This window comes from Pseudomonas sp. BGI-2, assembly GCF_004310295.1.
Taxonomy (GTDB): domain Bacteria; phylum Pseudomonadota; class Gammaproteobacteria; order Pseudomonadales; family Pseudomonadaceae; genus Aquipseudomonas.
This window is the reverse complement of sequence record NZ_SISB01000043.1, coordinates 43,292-60,053: the sequence shown is the minus strand read 5'-3', so window position 1 is coordinate 60,053 and position 16,762 is coordinate 43,292. Positions and strand designations below refer to the sequence as shown.

The following is a 16,762-nucleotide window of genomic DNA, read 5'->3' as shown; positions in this document are numbered from 1 at the left end:
CGAATACGACCGCCTCATCGGTCGCAACCCACGTTTCTGGATCGACATGGACGATGCAACGTTCAAACAAGTGGTCAGGGAGATGCATCAACGCGTCGCCGGCATCGATACGTTTCAGCGGCCGAACCTGATGGCCAGGTATGTGACCTATGTCGATTGAGCTACAAAAGATATGCAGCGCATTGCGCGCGAAACACTCTATGGGGAATGGCTGCCGGGGACTACTAAGCGTACTAAGAGTGAGCGCAGGTGCCGAACGCGAATGACCTGTGGCGAGGGAGCTTGCTCCCGTTCGGGCTGCGAAGCAGTCGTGAAATCTGATCGAAGAGTATGGCAGGGAAAACGCAGGGGGCCGCTTCGCGGCCCAACGGGGCAATCCCCCTCGCCACAGAAGCCCCCCTGCTACAGGGTCTGTGGCATTGTGGAGAAATTGGCTCAGGTCGACCCGCTACTCAATCCCCACCTGATTCCGCCCATTATTCTTCGCCAAATACAGCCCCTTGTCCGCCGCCGAGATCAATTGCCGGCAATCACTGCCCTGCTGCGGGATCATGGTCGACAGGCCGATGCTGATGGTCAGGCTTGAGCCTTCGGTGGGGAAAATGTGCGGAATTTTCAGCGCTTCCACGGTCAGGCGCAGTTTTTCCGCCACCAGTCGCGCGCCACCCGGCGTGGTATTGGGCAGCACCAGGACAAATTCTTCACCGCCGTAACGGGCTGGCAGGTCCGACGGCCGGGCGCTGGCGTCGCGAATCGCGGTGGCGACTTTACGCAGGGCTTCATCACCTTCGAGGTGGCCAAAGCTGTCGTTGTAGGACTTGAAGTAGTCGACATCGATCATCAGCAGCGACAATTGGCTCTGATCACGCAGCGAACGGCGCCATTCCAGTTCCAGGTATTCGTCGAAGTGCCGGCGGTTCGACAGCCCGGTCAAGCCGTCGGAGTTCATCAACCGCTGCAACACCAGGTTGGTGTCGAGCAACTGCTGCTGGCTGACCCGCAACGCGCGGTACGCCGCATCGCGCTGCAACAAGGTCATGTAGGAGCGCGAGTGATAGCGAATGCGCGCCACCAGTTCGATGTTGTCCGGCAGTTTGACCAGGTAATCATTGGCCCCGGCCGCAAACGCCGCGCTCTTGATCAGCGGGTCTTCCTTGGTCGACAGGACAATGATCGGAATGTTTTTGGTCGCCGGATGGTTTCGGTACTCACGCACCAGGCTGAGGCCGTCCAGGCCGGGCATCACAAGATCCTGAAGGATCACCGTCGGCTTGATGCGGATCGCCTGCGCAATGGCCTGGTGCGGGTCGGCGCAGAAGTGGAAGTCGATATTCTCTTCGTTCGACAACCCGCGGCGCACCGCCTCGCCGATCATTGCCTGATCGTCCACCAACAACACCATGGCGGCGTTTTCGTCGGTCTTGAAGTCGTCGAGTTGTAAGTCATTCATGGGCGGTCACCTGAATACTGCCTAGGCCAGAGTTGCTGCGAAAAGCCTTCATTTGGGGAAAATCTCCAGCAATCGTGGCGCTATCTTGTCCAGTGGGCGAACTTCCACGGCGGCATCGATGGCCGCTGCCGCTTTCGGCATTCCGTAAACCGCACTGCTTTGTTGGTCCTGAGCGATGGTCATGTAGCCCTGTTGGCGCATGAGTTTAAGCCCCTGCGCGCCATCGCGTCCCATGCCGGTGAGCAAAACACCCACGGCATCGCCGTTCCAGTAACTGGCCACGCTCTCGAAAAACACATCGATCGAGGGCCGATAGATCTCGTTGACTGGTTCGGCGGTGTAGGTCAGCGTGCCGTTTTTTAACAAGCGAATATGGTGATTGGTGCCCGCCAGCAACACCGTGCCGGCCAACGGGGGCTCGCCTTCCTGGGCCAGTCGCACCTTCAGGCCGCTGGCGCTGCTCAGCCATTCCGCCATGCCGGCGGCGAACACCTGGTCAACATGTTGCACCAGCACGATCGCGGCCGAAAAATCTTTTGGCAGGCCCTTGAGCAAGACTTCCAGCGCCGCCGGCCCGCCTGCGGACGAGCCAATCGCGACCAGACGCTGACGCGAGGCCGAACTGCGCAGCGGGCTGGGGGCCGATCGCTCCCGATTGCCCTTGTCACCAATCAGCCAGCCAATGTTAATGATCTTGCGCAACAATGGCGCCGCCGCCTCTTGGGCATTGCCGGCACCGAGAGCCGGGGTGTCGACCACGTCCAGCGCGCCGTGCCCCATGGCCTCGAACACCCGATGCACGTTCTGCTGCCGGTCGACCGTGACGATGACAATGGCGCAGGGGGTCTCGGCCATGATCCGCCGGGTCGCCTCCACGCCGTCCATCACCGGCATGATCAGGTCCATCAAAATCAGGTCCGGGGTGAATTCGGCGCAACGTTGCACCGCCTCGGCGCCATTGCCGGCGACCCAGACCACTTGATGCGCCGGTTCGAATGCCAATGCGCGGCGCAGGGCCTCCACCGCCATGGGCATGTCGTTGACGATGGCTATTTTCATGCCCGCGCTCCTCCGATGAGCTCAACCACTGCATCAAGCAGGGCGTCGTCATGAAAACTGGCTTTGGCTAGATAATAGTCGGCTCCGGCGTCCAGTCCGCGACGACGGTCTTCTTCGCGATCTTTATAGGACACCACCATAACCGGCAGTGATTGCAGGCGATTGTCCTGGCGCAACAAAGACACCAGTTCGATGCCGTCCATGCGCGGCATATCAATGTCAGTAATCAGCAGATCGAAATCCTCCGAACGCAGGGCGTTCCAGCCATCCATACCGTCGACCGCCACGGCCACGTCGTAACCGCGATTGAGCAGCAACTTGCGCTGTAACTCGCGAACGGTCAACGAATCGTCGACCACCAGAATCCGTTTACGAGCCGCCTCGACGGCCTGGCTGCCTTGACGGGTAATCCGCTCCAGACGCCCGGTATTGAGCAGTTTGTCCACCGAGCGCAGCATGTCTTCGACGTCGACGATCAGCACCACCGACCCGTCGTCGAGCAAAGCCCCGGCGGAAATGTCCTGCACCTTGCCCAGACGTTCGTCCAGCGGCAATACGACCAATGTCCGCTCGCCAACAAACCGCTCCACTGCCACGCCGTAAATCGCCTCGCGCTCGCGGATCACCACGACTTTCAGGGTTTGTTGCCCACCCGGGCTCGCCGGCCGCTGCAACAACTGACTGGCGGCGACCAGCCCGACATGCCGGCCTTCGTGCCAGAAGTGCTGACGCCCTTCGACCTGAACGATGTCCGCCGGTTCCAGATCACACATGCGTTCGATGTGCGCCAGCGGAAAGGCGTACGCCTCATCACCGACTTCCACCACCAGACTGCGCACTACAGACAGCGTCAGCGGCACTTCGAGGTGAAAACGACTGCCCTCGCCCGCCGTCTGCTCCAGCACCACTGCGCCGCGCAACTGACGGACCATGTGCTGAACCGCGTCCAGGCCGACGCCGCGCCCGGACACTTCGGTGACCTTGTCGCGCAGGCTGAAACCCGGCAGGAACAGGAACGTCAGCAGCTCTTCTTCGCTCAACTGGGCGGCGGTTTCCGCCGGGGATAACTGCCGCTCGATGATGCTGCGGCGGACCTTTTCCAGATCGACGCCGTGACCGTCATCGCTCAACTCCAGCACCAGCAGGCCCGCCTGATGGGAGGCGCGCAGACGAATCAGACCTTCTTCAGGCTTGCCGGCCAGCAAGCGTTGTTCGGGGGACTCGATACCGTGATCGACGGCGTTGCGCAGCAAGTGCGTCAGCGGCGCTTCGAGCTTTTCCAGGACGTCGCGATCAACCTGGGTTTTCTCGCCCTCGATCTCCAGCCGCACCTGTTTACCGAGGCTGCGACCGAGGTCGCGGACCATGCGCACTTGTCCACCCAACACGTCGGCAAACGGCCGCATGCGACAGGCCAGCGCGGTGTCGTACAACACCTGCGCCCGTTGACTGGCCTGCCAGGCGAACTCATCCAGTTCGGCGTTTTTTTCCACCAGCAATTGCTGCGCCTCAGCCAACAGCCGCCGGGCATCGCCCAGGGCTTCCTGGGCTTCGAGGCTCAAGGCATGTTCCTTGAGGTGGACGTTGAGGTTTTCCAGCGCCCGCAGGCCATTGTTCTGCATACGCTTGAGGCGCTGCATCGTGGCCAGGTGCGGCTTGAGTCGCTGGGTTTCCACCAGGGATTTGCTCGACAAGTCGAGCAGGCTGTTCAGGCGTTCGGCCGTGACGCGCAGCACCCGTTCGCCAGTATCTGTGGTGCGCCGGGTTCTTTTCGCTGGTTCTACGGGTGACGGTTCGGCGACCGGAACCAGCTCTTCGACCTTTGGCGCGAGCGCTTCGGGCTCTGACTCGGCCATAAAGGGCGCTATCGGCGTGCTGATCGGCATGGCCAACGCCAGCGGATCCAGCAACCGCGCCATCAGCGCCACATAGGCCTCGATGTCCGCCGCCCCGGGATTGTTATTCGGCGTCGCGATGCGCATCAGCAAATCGGTGCCTTGCAGCAAGGCGTCAATGTGCTCGGGCCGCAGGTACAGGCGCCCTTCCTGCGCGCTGACCAGGCAATCTTCCATCACATGCGCAACGCTGACGCCGGCATCGACCCCGACAATCCGCGCCGCGCCTTTGAGCGAGTGGGCAGCGCGCATGCACGATTCAAGGTGATCGGCCTGGGTCGGATCGCGCTCAAGCGCCAAAAGCCCTGCGCTCAGCACCTGGGTCTGGGCTTCGGCTTCGAGGCTGAACAGCTCCAGCAGCGAGGCGTCGCGCATTTGCTCGGGGGTCATGTGAGGCTCCGGGTCACGGCGGACAGCAACTGTTCTTCATCCAGCCAACGCAGGCTGCGACCTTTGAATTGCAACACGCCACGGGTGTATTTGGCGCTGGCCTGAGTGCCGGAGCGGGACGCCGCCTCGAGGAGGTGTTCGTCGATGGCGTGAATCCCGTCCACTTCATCCACCGGCACCACCACCGGCCCGCCGTGGGCGGCGATGATCAGCATCCGCGGCATGACCCGCGCGCCGGACGCCACGCTGCTGGCGCCGTCGAGCCCCAGCAGCTCCACGAGCGACAGGCACGCCACCAGAGCGCCGCGCACATTCGCCACGCCGAGCAAGGCCCCGGAGCGCTGGTGCGGCAAGGAGTGAATCGCTTGCAGCGGCGCCACTTCCACCAGGCTGCGGGTGGCCAGGCCCAGCCATTCTTCGCCGAGACGAAACATCAGCAGCGAGCGGGTTTTCACGTCGATTTCGGCCGTCGTCGAGACCTGCTCGCGATCGTCCTGTTGCAAGGCGTAGCGGTCGAGCAAGCGCGTGGCAGCGGCGGAATACACCGCGCAGTTGCGGCAGTGAATGTGCTCGATCAGCAACGGGCAGGACTTGTCGCCGTGGATACCGATGCGGTTCCAGCAGTCGTCGATGGCCTGGGCATCTTCATGGGTGAGGCTCAAGGTGGCGGAGGCCTTCATCGTTTACGCTCACTGTCGGCGGCGCGCTCGCTGCGGGCGGCGCGGTCCTGCAATCGTCTGGCACCCGTCGTGTCGCCCAACGATTGCAGCAACGCCGCCAGGTGCATCAACGCGTCGGAATGTTGCGGGTCGAGGTACAACGCCTTGCGATAAAAACCCTGGGCCTCCAGAACTCTGCCGGCGACATCGCTGAGCAAGCCCAGCCAGTAAAAGACCTGGGCTACTGGCTCGTGACTGCGCAAATAGCTCTCGCACGCGGCGCGGGCTTCGGCGCTTTTGCCTTCGTTGGCCAGCGCGGCAATGTTCGCCAGCAGCGCGGCGGCGTCCGGGTTGGCGGTTTTCGTTGCGGCAGGTAACGGCGTCACCGTTGCGAAGGGCCGGCTGCGAACGGGCGGCGGGATCACGCTGCGCGCCGGTTGGCGCACGGGCAGAGGCGTCGGAACGAAAGCCGCAATGGGCGCAGGCTCTGGTGTGCTCTGACGACTGAACGCAAAGGACTGTGGGATGCCGATCGAACACATGCCGAAACGGCCGAGCAAACTGCCCTCGGCCGGACCGATAAACAGCACGCCGTCGACATGGGTCAGGCGCTTGAGCACTTCGAACACTTGCTGCTGGGTCGGTTGATCGAAATAGATCAGCAGGTTGCGGCAAAACACAAAGTCATAAGGCGGCTCGTTGGCCAGCAACGTCGGATCCAGCAGATTGCCGACCTGCAAACGCACTTGTTCAAGCACTCGCCCACTGAGGCGATAGCCCTCGTCTTCGGCGGTGAAATGCCGCTCGCGAAACGCGATGTCCTGACCACGGAACGAATTCTTGCAGTACAGTGCGCACCGGGCTTTTTCCACCGACAACAGGCTGACGTCCATGCCTTCGACCTTGAACTGGTGCGGCTGGAACCCGGCATCAAGCAACGCCATGGCGATGGAATACGGTTCTTCACCGGTGGAACACGGCAGGCTGAGAATCCGCAGCGCGCGCATGTTGTTGATGTCGCTCAGACGTTTGGCAGCCAGTTTCGCCAAGGTGGCGAAAGATTCCGGGTAACGGAAAAACCAGGTTTCGGGGACGATCACCGCTTCGATCAGCGCCTGTTGCTCGTCCCGCGAACCCTGCAAGGTGTGCCAGTACTCATCGGCCGTCAGCGCGCTGGACGCCGTGCTGCGCTGGCGCACCGCACGCTCGATGATCGCCGGCCCCACCGAGGTCACGTCGAGACCGATGCACTCTTTGAGGAAATCGAAAAACCGCTGATCGCTGCTCATGGCCGCTCCTCAAACAGCGCCAGGTCCAGTGGCGTCGACGGAAACAGCAGCGCGCGAACCTGCTCATCGAGCAAGTCGGCGACCCGCACCCATTGCAGCAAACCCTGAGCATCTTCGCGCACCGGCCCGAGGTACGGCGCCTGGCGATTGTCCAGGCCATAAGGCTGAAAATCCGCCGGGTTGCAGCGCAAGGTATCGGTGGCCTGCTCCAGAATCAGCCCGAGCAATTGCGCCTCAGCGGTTTCACCCGGGCGGTAATTGACCAGCACCAAGCGTGTGCTGGTGCGGGCCTGGGCCGGTTGGCCGAAGGTCAGCGCACTGAGGTCGATCACCGGCACCACCGCGCCGCGATAGGCGAACACCCCGGCGACCCAGTCCGGAGCGCGGGGAATCGGCTTCAACGGCAGCCGCGGCAGCACTTCCGCCACCTCGATGGCCTGCAAGGCAAAGCGCTCGTTGCCGATGCGGAACACCAGAAACAATGATTGCAGCGCCGGCTTCACGGCGGTGCGTTTAGCCGTGAGTTCGCTCATCAGACTTTGAATCGCGAAACGCCGCTGCGTAGCCCTACAGCTACCTGGCTCAGTTCATCGATAGCGAAACTGGCCTGACGCAGGGACTCGACGGTCTGGCTGCTGGCATCGCCCAACTGCACCAACGCATGGTTGATCTGTTCGGCGCCGGTAGCCTGCGCCTGCATGCCTTCGTTGACCATCAACACCCGTGGCGCCAGCGCCTGAACCTGATGAATGATCTGCGACAGTTGCTCGCCAACCTGCTGCACTTCGGACATGCCGCGGCGCACCTCTTCGGAGAACTTGTCCATGCCCATGACCCCGGCCGATACCGCCGACTGGATCTCGCGCACCATCTGCTCGATGTCGTACGTGGCGACGGCGGTCTGGTCCGCCAGACGCCGCACTTCGGTGGCGACCACGGCAAAACCGCGGCCGTATTCACCGGCTTTTTCGGCCTCGATGGCAGCGTTGAGAGACAGGAGATTGGTCTGGTCGGCGACCTTGACGATGGTCACCACCACCTGGTTGATGTTGCCGGCCTTCTCATTGAGGATCGCCAGTTTGGCGTTGACCAGATCGGCCGCGCCCATCACCGAATGCATGGTCTCTTCCATACGCGCCAAGCCTTGCTGCCCGGAGCCGGCGAGCACCGAGGCCTGATCGGCAGCGGTGGACACTTCAGTCATCGTGCGCACCAGATCTCGGGAAGTGGCCGCAATCTCACGGGACGTTGCGCCGATTTCGGTGGTGGTGGCGGCGGTTTCGGTGGCGGTCGCCTGCTGTTGCTTGGAGGTGGCGGCGATCTCGGTCACCGACGTGGTGACCTGCACCGAGGAGCGTTGGGCCTGGGACACCAGCGAGGTGAGCTCGGCCATCATGTCGTTGAAGCCGGTTTCCACGGCGCCAAATTCGTCCTTGCGAGCAAGGTTCAAGCGGCCGCTCAAATCACCCGTGCGCATGATTTCGAGGATCTGCACGATGCGGTTCATGGGCGCCATGATCGCGCGCATCAGCAACAGGCCGCAGAGGCCAGCGGCCAAAACCGCCACCAGCAGGGAAATGCCCATGATGACTTGAGCGGTGAGCACGGCGTCATGGATGTCCGCCATGGCCTGATCTGCCCTGACTTTGTTGTACATAAGAATGTTATTTAGTTTCAGACGCCCCGCAGTCCACGTCGGGGTCAGCTGTTCGTTGAACAACTTGATGGCGTCGGCTCGCTGGTTGCGCTGATGCAAGTCGAACACCGCGGCCAGCATCTTGCCGTAATCCTGATGGATTTTTTGGAAAACCGCGAACTCAGCTCTGTCTTCTTCGGTAGTCACAGTGCCGCGATAGTTGTTGATCGCTTCCTGCACTTGCGCTTCATAGCGCTTGAGGTCAGCGACATCTTTGGTACTGATACCCTGCCCTTCCTTCAGACCCAGCATCTCCTCGATGTGGAGGAAGCTGTCGACCCAAGCGCCACGAATCATCGAACTGTAATAGACCCCGGGAAGCGCGTCTTCACGTACGCTGTCTTCGCTGACCTCGATCTTCAACAGCCGCGAATACGAGACGACGACCATCAGCAACATGATGGCGATAATCACCGCAAAGCTCGCCAAAATGCGTTGGCGCAATGTCCAGTTCTTCACAGTCAGTCCTCGGGGTGCGGTTCAAATGTTGCGGAGTATAGCTGAGGGTGTTCCATTTATAAGACAGGTGTCATGCCACTGCTGCATGTGGCGATAACCCGTTCTGTGGTTTATCTGTCGGCCGAGAGGTCTGTTGTGTGCGCCACCTACTCCAGAAAGAAGGGCTGCACCAAAACTGCCGAAGAACAAAATGGGCTGTGGATTGCTCAGTAGGATTTGTTGGGGCTGAGACGCCTTCGCGAGCAGGCTCGCTCCCACTTGGACCGCGTTTGTTTCGACAACCCGGTCAACTGTGGCAACGAGCTTGCTCGCGAAGAACGTAGACGTGGTTTATAGACTGCGCTTGTGATGTGGAGAGCCAGATTTAAAACCCGCCCCCCCCGAACAACCGCTGTATTTTCCTCGTTAACCACGTTTAACCGTAATGTTATCAATGAGAAATTGGCCATTCGTCCTGATTTTTATCTTCCTGATACCTTCGAGACGACCGGAATCAACCATTCTTTCGAGAAAAGTATAGGGTGTTCCAACAAAATGCTGAGCATTGAGTTCATTATCGAACTCGTCAAAAAACCACACATCCACATAAGGGATACTTGATCCGATATTACCGCCAGCCACCCAAAAAACCACCGAAGTTGCGACACCCACAACTAGCTCTAGAGAATACACCATCCTACGGTCGGCAAAAACATCAAAATTATATAGCAAGTTTCCTTTTACCTGTTCACCATTCCAACCGATATTGGCAAATTCCAACGATTGTCCCGGGTCTGACTTTTCGAGTAACGTCACATTAAAAATACCGGTCGACATCACCTCCTTGACCTCTGTAATTTTTTGCAGTTCTACGGACTCAAAATCTTCTGTTTCTTCAGATGGAGCAGATCTGAGACTGATAACCGAGACGGAATTTTCAGTCAGGTTTGCCGTACACACAAAAGAACCGGTGCGATCAACTGCAATATCCACAGGGTCGCGTCCAACACCCAAACGCCCAACCTCTTTGAATGTATTGAGATCAATGACGCTGACACCACCTTCATCAAGAGCAACATACGCATGCTGATCATCATGGCTTATCGCGACAGCCCAAGGTGAACTCTCAACAGGAGTTGTCGAAACCACTCGTTCATCTTCCAGATCGACAAGTGAAATAGTTTTATTTTGAATATCACATACACAAAGGAGACTACCATCACTGTTTATGGCAACGTCGATTGGGTTTTTTCCGACTTCAATACTATTGATCACCTCTCCAGTGATTACATCCAGCACATTGACCATACCATTGTCACTTGAAAAATAAGCTTTGGTCCTGGTGGGACTTATTGCAATCGCTTGTGGTGATTTGGCATCCCATATTGAGTGCAGCACTTCCTTCGTTTCAAAATCCATAATCAATAACTGGGGCGCGCTCAGCTTACAAAAATAGAGGCGTTTCCCGTCGGGACTAAACTCCACTGAAACATCGGAGCCAGTTTTTTCGATAGCAGACACGACCTCCAGAGTATTGACACTAATAATAAATGCACCATTCTGCCAACACACTACAATATATTTATTATCTGGGCTCACGGCAATTGCGCGAACCGCCACGCCAACTTTTATGATCTTGATGACCTTCAGTGTCGCAAGTTCGATTATCGTGACTTCGCCATCAGGATGATCGTGAGTAACAATGGCAAGTTTTCCATCACGACTACAAGCAATGCCGATTGGCCTGTCGCTGACCGGAATATCGAATCTATTATTTGTTAGTGCCGAGGTGCTGTTGACTGGGTTTTTGGTCATGGTAATGGCTCCTGCCAATGGGTTTGACAGGACAATTGAGAACCCGAAACCAGCTCCCCGGCTACTGTCAGATCTGACAGTAGCCGTCGAATTCCGATGAGAGGTGATATCTGATTTTCGACATGAACCAGGCGCCTGGATCGTCCTACATCGCAGCCTGACGCACCTGCTTCTCCAGCTCCGCCTTCAACCCCGGCTCCAGCTTCAATTGCCGCGCCAGCTCATCCAGGTAGGACTTCTCCATGAAGCTCTCCTCATCCACCAGCATCACGCTGGCGATGTACATCTCGGCAGCCATTTCCGGGGTGCTGGCCGCGCGGGCCACTTCTGTCGGGTCGAGCGGCTTGCTGAGTTCGGCATGCAGCCACTGCTGCAATTCCTGATCGTTGTCGAGTTTGGTGAATTCGCCTTCTATCAATGCACGCTCGCGTTCATCAACGTGGCCATCGGCTTTGGCCGCGGCAACCAACGCCTTGAGAATCGCCTGGCTGTGCAGTTCTACTTGCGCCGGGGGCAAACGATCGAGTGTTTGCGGCTCGGTTTTCGGCGCAGTGCCCTGCTGAGCCTGCCAGTTGCCATACGCCTTGTAGGCAATGACGCCGAGGGCCGCGAGGCCGCCGTAGATAGCGACTTTGCCGCCGACGTTGCGGGCCTTTTTGCTGCCGAGCAACAGGCCCATGGCACCCGCCGCCAATGCACCACCACCCGCGCCCGAGAGCAAGCCGCCGAGGCCGCCCGAACCACCGCTGCCGCCGAGCAATCCGCCCAATCCTCCGCTGGACGCTTTGTTTTGAGCGCCGCCGGCTTTGTTTTCCATCAGGTCCTGACCGGACTTGAGTAGTTGATCGAGCAATCCACGCGTATTCATTTTGCCGCCTCCACGAAAGGGGTTAACCGGACACTAAGGCCACCAGCCTAGAACGAAAGTGCCCGGCGACCGGGGACGAGAGTGCTTCTGGATGTTGCCTGGAAAAAAATGGCCATCGATTAAAGCGATATACACTCAAGCGAATCTATAAAAACCGCCCACCGGGTAATTTCCATGATGACCTTGCGTCAGATTCGTCACTTCATCGCCGTGGCCGAGACCGGATCGATCTCCGCCGCCGCACAAACCGCGTTCATTTCCCAATCGACATTGACCCTGGCGATCCAGCAACTGGAGGAGGAGATTGGGGTTGGCCTGTTCAACCGACACGCCAAGGGCATGAGCCTGACGCACCAGGGCCATCAATTCCTGCGCCAGGCGCACCTGATTCTGGCCACGGTGGACAACGCCAAACGCAGCCTGCAACAAAGCACCGACCAGGTCGCCGGTCAGTTGATCATCGGTGTGACCAGCCTGGTGGCCGGTTACTACCTGGCAGATTTGCTCACCCGTTTCCAGCGCGCTTACCCCAACGTCGAGATCCGGGTGATGGAGGACGAGCGCCCTTATATCGAGCATTTGCTGGTCAGCGGTGAAATCGATGTTGGCGTGCTGATCCTCTCCAACCTCGAAGACCGCCACGCCTTGCAGACGGAAGTGTTGACCCACTCACCCCATCGGTTATGGCTGCCGGCCCAGCATCCGCTGCTGGAACACGACAGCATCAACCTTGCCGATGTGGCCCGCGAACCGTTGATTCAGCTGAACGTCGATGAAATGGATCGCAATGCGCAACGCATGTGGTCGGCGGCCTCGCTGCAGCCGCGCATCACATTAAGAACCGCCTCAACGGAAGCCGTGCGAAGCCTGGTCGCCGCAGGATTAGGCGTTTCGATCCAGCCTGACATGACTTACCGCCCGTGGTCACTGGAGGGCGACATCATCGAAGCGCGACCGATTGCCGATTTGAGCCAGACCCTCGACGTCGGCCTGGCCTGGCGTCGCGGCACCGCGCGCCCAGCGCTGGTGGACCCGTTCCTGACCGTCGCCCGTGAGCAACCCCGCGGCGGGCGCAAGCCATCTATTTAATCGAATGCCACCTTCAGTATTTAGAATTTGTCGACCTCGGGCCTGAGCACTAGTCTTGCTGCATCTATAAGACGGTCGGGGCCCAGTCACAGGGAGCACCATGGCCACACAAGAAAAGAGAACCCGAAAAATGGCTGGCGCGCAGACCCCGTTGTTCACCGCGTTGTTGATCGATGGCGAATTGGTCGCGGGCCAGGGTGTTGTCGAGCCGATCCTCAACCCGGCCACCGGGGAAGTGCTTACCCACATCGCGGAAGCCAGCACCGAGCAAGTCGAAGCCGCCATCCTCGCCGCCCACCGCGCCTTTGCCGGTTGGTCGCGGACCACACCGCAGCAACGCTCGAACCTGTTGCTGGACATCGCCAACGCCATCGAAAAACAAGCCGACCTCCTCGCCCGCCTCGAATCCCTTAACTGCGGCAAGCCCTTGCACCTGGCCCGTCAGGATGACTTGAGCGCCACAGTCGATGTGTTCCGCTTCTTCGCCGGCGCCGTGCGCTGCCAGACCGGTCAGCTCAGCGGCGAGTACCTGCCGGGCTACACCAGCATGGTTCGTCGCGATCCGATTGGCGTGGTCGCGTCGATTGCGCCGTGGAACTACCCGATCATGATGGCCGCGTGGAAAATCGCTCCGGCCCTCGCCGCTGGCAACACGCTGGTGTTCAAGCCATCCGAACACACGCCGCTGTCGATTCTGGCACTGGCGCCAGCGCTGGCCGAGATCCTGCCGCGCGGCGTGATCAACATCGTTTGCGGCGGTGGTGAAGGCGTTGGCAGCCATTTGGTCAGCCATCCTAAAGTACGCATGGTGTCGCTGACCGGCGATATCGTCACCGGGCAAAAAATCCTCCAGGCCGCCGCGAAAACCCTGAAGCGCACCCACCTTGAGCTCGGAGGCAAAGCGCCGGTGATCGTTTGTAACGATGCGGACATTCAAGCCGTGGTCGAAGGCGTGCGCACTTACGGCTATTACAACGCCGGCCAGGATTGCACCGCCGCTTGCCGGATTTATGCACAGGCCGGGATTCACGATCGCTTGGTGGCCGAACTCGGCGCGGCGGTCAGCAGCCTGCGCTTTGCCGGTAAACGCGACACCGACAACGAAATCGGCCCGCTGATCAGCACCCGCCAGCGCGACCGCGTGGCCAGTTTTGTCGAACGCGCCCTCGGCCAGCCGCACATCGAACGGGTGACCGGCGCGGCGGTGCATTCCGGCGCCGGCTTCTATTACCAGCCAACCCTGCTCGCCGGTTGCAAACAGAGCGATGAAATCGTCCAGCGCGAAGTGTTCGGGCCGGTGGTCACCGTGACCCGTTTCAATCAACTCGAACAAGCGGTGGACTGGGCCAACGACTCGGAATATGGCCTCGCCTCGTCGGTCTGGACCCAGAACCTCGACAAGGCCATGCAGGTCGCGGCGCGGTTGCAGTACGGCTGCACCTGGATCAACAGCCATTTCATGCTGGTCAGCGAAATGCCCCACGGCGGCCTGAAACGTTCGGGCTACGGCAAAGACTTATCCAGCGATTCGCTCCAGGACTACAGCGTGGTGAGGCACATCATGGCGCGCCACGGACAGCATCTCTGACTACGCTAACAACAAGCCGCTAACGGCATGCTTCACCACGTTCACAACTGCCCCGACCATAATTAAAGAAGAGGGAATTCCCATGTTCGTGCACAAGACCGCACTGCTCAGTGCAATCACCACCGCGCTGTTGGCCAGCGCCAGCCTCCAGGCCGCCGAACCGCTGAAAGCCGTCGGTGCCGGCGAAGGTCAGCTGGATATCGTGGCGTGGCCCGGCTACATCGAACGTGGCGAAAGCGACAAGGCGTACGACTGGGTGACCGGTTTCGAAAAGGAAACCGGCTGCAAGGTCAATGTGAAGACCGCGGCGACTTCCGATGAAATGGTCAGCCTGATGGCCAAGGGCGGTTATGACCTGGTGACAGCGTCGGGCGATGCCTCCTTGCGGTTGATCGTCGGCAAGCGTGTGCAGCCGATCAACACGGCGTTGATTTCGAACTGGAAAAGCCTCGACCCGCGCCTGAAAGATGCGCCGTGGTACGTGGTCAACAAGCAAACCTATGGCACCCCGTACCAGTGGGGCCCTAACGTGCTGATGTACAACACCAACGTATTCAAAACCGCGCCGACCAGTTGGGGCGTGGTGTTCGATGCGCAGAACCTGCCCGATGGCAAGCCCAACAAGGGTCGCGTGCAGGCCTATGACGGCCCGATCTATATCGCCGACGCGGCGCTGTACCTGAAAACCACCAAGCCGGAACTGGGCATCAAGGACCCGTATCAACTCACCGAAGCTCAGTACAAGGCTGTACTCGATCTGTTGCGCGCCCAGCAGCCATTGATTCACCGCTACTGGCACGACACCACGGTGCAGATGAGTGACTTCAAAAACGAAGGTGTAGTTGCGTCCAGCGCCTGGCCGTATCAGGTCAACAGCCTGATGAACGAGAAACAGCCGATCGCATCGACCATCCCCAAAGAAGGCGCCACCGGTTGGGCCGACACCACCATGCTGCACACCGAGGCCAAGCACCCGAACTGCGCTTACAAGTGGATGGACTGGTCGCTGCAACCGAAAGTCCAGGGTGACCTGGCGGCATGGTTCGGTTCGTTGCCGGCGGTTCCTGAGGGTTGCAAAGCGAGCGAGCTGCTCGGAGCCGAGGGTTGCAAAACCAACGGCTTCGACCAGTTCGAGAAGATCGCCTTCTGGAAAACCCCGCAGGCTGAAGGCGGCAAGTTCGTGCCGTACAGCCGCTGGACCCAGGATTACATCGCGATTATGGGCGGTCGTTAACACTGCCCATCTATGGCGAATGAGCATTTGTGGCGAGGGGGTTTGCCCCCGTTGGGTGGCGAAGCCGCCCCAGAACCAGCCACCTCGGTCTAGCAGATAAACCGCGTTCTCCGTTTCATGGCTGCTGCGCAGTTCAACGGGGGCGCCACAGTGAGCATTCCAGCCCAACAAGCACATTGATCACGATTCAGATTTTTCAGAAGTCCAGGCAGGGGCCGCTGTGATGGCCCTCGCCTTTTCGGAGCACCGCACCATGACGCTTGCAGTCCAGTTCACCAACGTTTCCCGTCAGTTCGGCGAAGTGAAGGCCGTTGACCGGGTTTCCATCGATATCCAGGACGGCGAGTTCTTTTCCATGCTGGGCCCTTCCGGCTCGGGCAAAACCACGTGTTTGCGCCTGATCGCCGGTTTTGAACAACCGAGCGCAGGCTCCATCCGTATTCATGGCGAAGAAGCCGCCGGGCTGCCGCCATATGAGCGAGACGTCAACACGGTGTTTCAGGATTACGCGTTGTTCCCGCACATGAACGTGCTCGACAACGTCGCCTACGGCTTGAAAGTCAAAGGCGTCGGTAAAGCCGAAAGGCAGAAACGCGCCGAAGAAGCCCTCGACATGGTTGCCCTCGGCGGCTACGGCGAGCGTAAACCGGTGCAACTGTCCGGCGGTCAGCGCCAGCGTGTGGCCCTGGCCCGCGCCCTGGTGAATCGCCCTCGCGTGCTGCTGCTCGATGAACCGTTGGGCGCCCTCGATCTGAAGCTGCGCGAACAAATGCAGAGCGAGTTGAAGAAGCTGCAACGCCAACTCGGCATCACCTTCATCTTCGTCACCCACGACCAGACCGAAGCGCTGTCGATGTCTGATCGTGTAGCCGTATTCAACAAGGGCCGCATCGAGCAGGTCGACACACCGCGCAACCTGTACATGAAACCGGCCACCACATTCGTCGCGGAATTCGTGGGCACGTCCAACGTGATTCGCGGTGATCTGGCGAAGCAATTGAGCGGCAATCCACAGCCGTTTTCGATTCGCCCGGAACACGTGCGCTTCGCCGAAGGCCCGCTGGCCAGTCACGAGATTGAAGTCAGCGGCTTGCTCCACGACATTCAGTACCAGGGCAGCGCCACGCGCTATGAACTGAAACTGGAAAACGGCCAGACCCTCAATATCAGCCAGGCCAACGTGCAGTGGCTGGACGTCAGCGCCCAGCATCAGACCGGACAACGCATCAGCGCACGCTGGGCGCGCGAGGCGATGATCCCGCTCCACGACACCGTCGTCGGTGGGGTGTGAG

General features: G+C 59.7%; 13 protein-coding genes. 4 read left to right on the top strand and 9 right to left on the bottom strand.

Features of this window, described 5'->3' with window-relative positions:
- Window positions 1-448: 448 nt before the first annotated feature.
- The 9 genes from EYC95_RS24495 to EYC95_RS24455 all read right to left on the bottom strand — a co-directional run bounded on the left by EYC95_RS24495 (window position 449) and on the right by EYC95_RS24455 (window position 11,559).
- Window positions 449-1,450, bottom strand: a complete 1,002-nt coding sequence (locus tag EYC95_RS24495) for a diguanylate cyclase domain-containing protein (RefSeq protein WP_131062609.1) — start codon at window positions 1,448-1,450, stop codon at window positions 449-451.
- Between the two features lie 48 nt (window positions 1,451-1,498).
- Complete coding sequence (locus EYC95_RS24490) at window positions 1,499-2,509, bottom strand: chemotaxis response regulator protein-glutamate methylesterase (RefSeq protein ID WP_131062608.1); 1,011 nt, start codon at window positions 2,507-2,509, stop codon at window positions 1,499-1,501.
- The gene (locus tag EYC95_RS24485) at window positions 2,506-4,794 is read right to left on the bottom strand and encodes a hybrid sensor histidine kinase/response regulator (protein WP_131062607.1); all 2,289 of its coding nucleotides are present in this window, start codon (window positions 4,792-4,794) and stop codon (window positions 2,506-2,508) included. Before EYC95_RS24485 ends, EYC95_RS24490 begins: the two co-directional genes overlap by 4 nt.
- Window positions 4,791-5,474 (bottom strand): chemotaxis protein CheW, encoded by a 684-nt coding sequence (locus EYC95_RS24480; RefSeq protein ID WP_131062606.1) that lies wholly within the window; start codon window positions 5,472-5,474, stop codon window positions 4,791-4,793. Before EYC95_RS24480 ends, EYC95_RS24485 begins: the two co-directional genes overlap by 4 nt.
- Window positions 5,471-6,742, bottom strand: a complete 1,272-nt coding sequence (locus EYC95_RS24475) for a CheR family methyltransferase (RefSeq protein ID WP_131062605.1) — start codon at window positions 6,740-6,742, stop codon at window positions 5,471-5,473. The genes EYC95_RS24480 and EYC95_RS24475 overlap by 4 nt, the downstream gene beginning before the upstream one ends.
- On the bottom strand, window positions 6,739-7,275 hold the full coding sequence (locus EYC95_RS24470) for a chemotaxis protein CheW (protein WP_131062604.1): 537 nt from the start codon (window positions 7,273-7,275) through the stop codon (window positions 6,739-6,741). The genes EYC95_RS24475 and EYC95_RS24470 overlap by 4 nt, the downstream gene beginning before the upstream one ends.
- Window positions 7,275-8,897, bottom strand: coding sequence for a methyl-accepting chemotaxis protein (locus EYC95_RS24465; RefSeq protein ID WP_131062603.1), 1,623 nt, complete (start codon window positions 8,895-8,897; stop codon window positions 7,275-7,277). Before EYC95_RS24465 ends, EYC95_RS24470 begins: the two co-directional genes overlap by 1 nt.
- Window positions 8,898-9,302: 405 nt before the next feature.
- Window positions 9,303-10,691, bottom strand: coding sequence for a WD40 repeat domain-containing protein (locus tag EYC95_RS24460; protein WP_131062602.1), 1,389 nt, complete (start codon window positions 10,689-10,691; stop codon window positions 9,303-9,305).
- Window positions 10,692-10,836: 145 nt separating this feature from the next.
- On the bottom strand, window positions 10,837-11,559 hold the full coding sequence (locus EYC95_RS24455) for a tellurite resistance TerB family protein (RefSeq protein WP_131062601.1): 723 nt from the start codon (window positions 11,557-11,559) through the stop codon (window positions 10,837-10,839).
- Between the two features lie 174 nt (window positions 11,560-11,733).
- Here EYC95_RS24455 and EYC95_RS24450 point away from each other — a divergent pair, with 174 nt between their 5' ends.
- The 4 genes from EYC95_RS24450 (at window position 11,734) to EYC95_RS24435 (ending at window position 16,761) form a co-directional block, all read left to right on the top strand.
- Window positions 11,734-12,648: a LysR family transcriptional regulator gene (locus EYC95_RS24450; RefSeq protein ID WP_131062600.1), complete on the top strand. Its 915-nt coding sequence runs from the start codon at window positions 11,734-11,736 to the stop codon at window positions 12,646-12,648.
- 100 nt (window positions 12,649-12,748) lie between these two features.
- Entirely contained in the window at window positions 12,749-14,236 is a 1,488-nt protein-coding gene (locus EYC95_RS24445; RefSeq protein WP_131062599.1) for a gamma-aminobutyraldehyde dehydrogenase, read from the top strand.
- 82 nt (window positions 14,237-14,318) lie between these two features.
- On the top strand, window positions 14,319-15,470 hold the full coding sequence (gene ydcS / locus EYC95_RS24440) for a putative ABC transporter substrate-binding protein YdcS (protein WP_131062598.1): 1,152 nt from the start codon (window positions 14,319-14,321) through the stop codon (window positions 15,468-15,470).
- Window positions 15,471-15,723: 253 nt separating this feature from the next.
- Window positions 15,724-16,761, top strand: a complete 1,038-nt coding sequence (locus EYC95_RS24435) for an ABC transporter ATP-binding protein (RefSeq protein WP_131062597.1) — start codon at window positions 15,724-15,726, stop codon at window positions 16,759-16,761.
- Window position 16,762 lies beyond the last annotated feature (1 nt).

Bases quoted from the DNA above. Each gene is read 5' to 3' on its own strand.
- EYC95_RS24460 (WP_131062602.1), bottom strand. From the start codon at position 10,691: ATGACCAAAAACCCAGTCAACAGCACCTCGGCACTAACAAATAATAGA.
- EYC95_RS24435 (WP_131062597.1), top strand. From the start codon at position 15,724: ATGACGCTTGCAGTCCAGTTCACCAACGTTTCCCGTCAGTTCGGCGAA.
- EYC95_RS24450 (WP_131062600.1), top strand. From the start codon at position 11,734: ATGATGACCTTGCGTCAGATTCGTCACTTCATCGCCGTGGCCGAGACC.
- ydcS (WP_131062598.1), top strand. From the start codon at position 14,319: ATGTTCGTGCACAAGACCGCACTGCTCAGTGCAATCACCACCGCGCTG.
- EYC95_RS24445 (WP_131062599.1), top strand. From the start codon at position 12,749: ATGGCCACACAAGAAAAGAGAACCCGAAAAATGGCTGGCGCGCAGACC.
- EYC95_RS24475 (WP_131062605.1), bottom strand. From the start codon at position 6,742: ATGAGCAGCGATCAGCGGTTTTTCGATTTCCTCAAAGAGTGCATCGGT.
- EYC95_RS24495 (WP_131062609.1), bottom strand. From the start codon at position 1,450: ATGAATGACTTACAACTCGACGACTTCAAGACCGACGAAAACGCCGCC.
- EYC95_RS24480 (WP_131062606.1), bottom strand. From the start codon at position 5,474: ATGAAGGCCTCCGCCACCTTGAGCCTCACCCATGAAGATGCCCAGGCC.
- EYC95_RS24485 (WP_131062607.1), bottom strand. From the start codon at position 4,794: ATGACCCCCGAGCAAATGCGCGACGCCTCGCTGCTGGAGCTGTTCAGC.
- EYC95_RS24455 (WP_131062601.1), bottom strand. From the start codon at position 11,559: ATGAATACGCGTGGATTGCTCGATCAACTACTCAAGTCCGGTCAGGAC.
- EYC95_RS24490 (WP_131062608.1), bottom strand. From the start codon at position 2,509: ATGAAAATAGCCATCGTCAACGACATGCCCATGGCGGTGGAGGCCCTG.
- EYC95_RS24470 (WP_131062604.1), bottom strand. From the start codon at position 7,275: ATGAGCGAACTCACGGCTAAACGCACCGCCGTGAAGCCGGCGCTGCAA.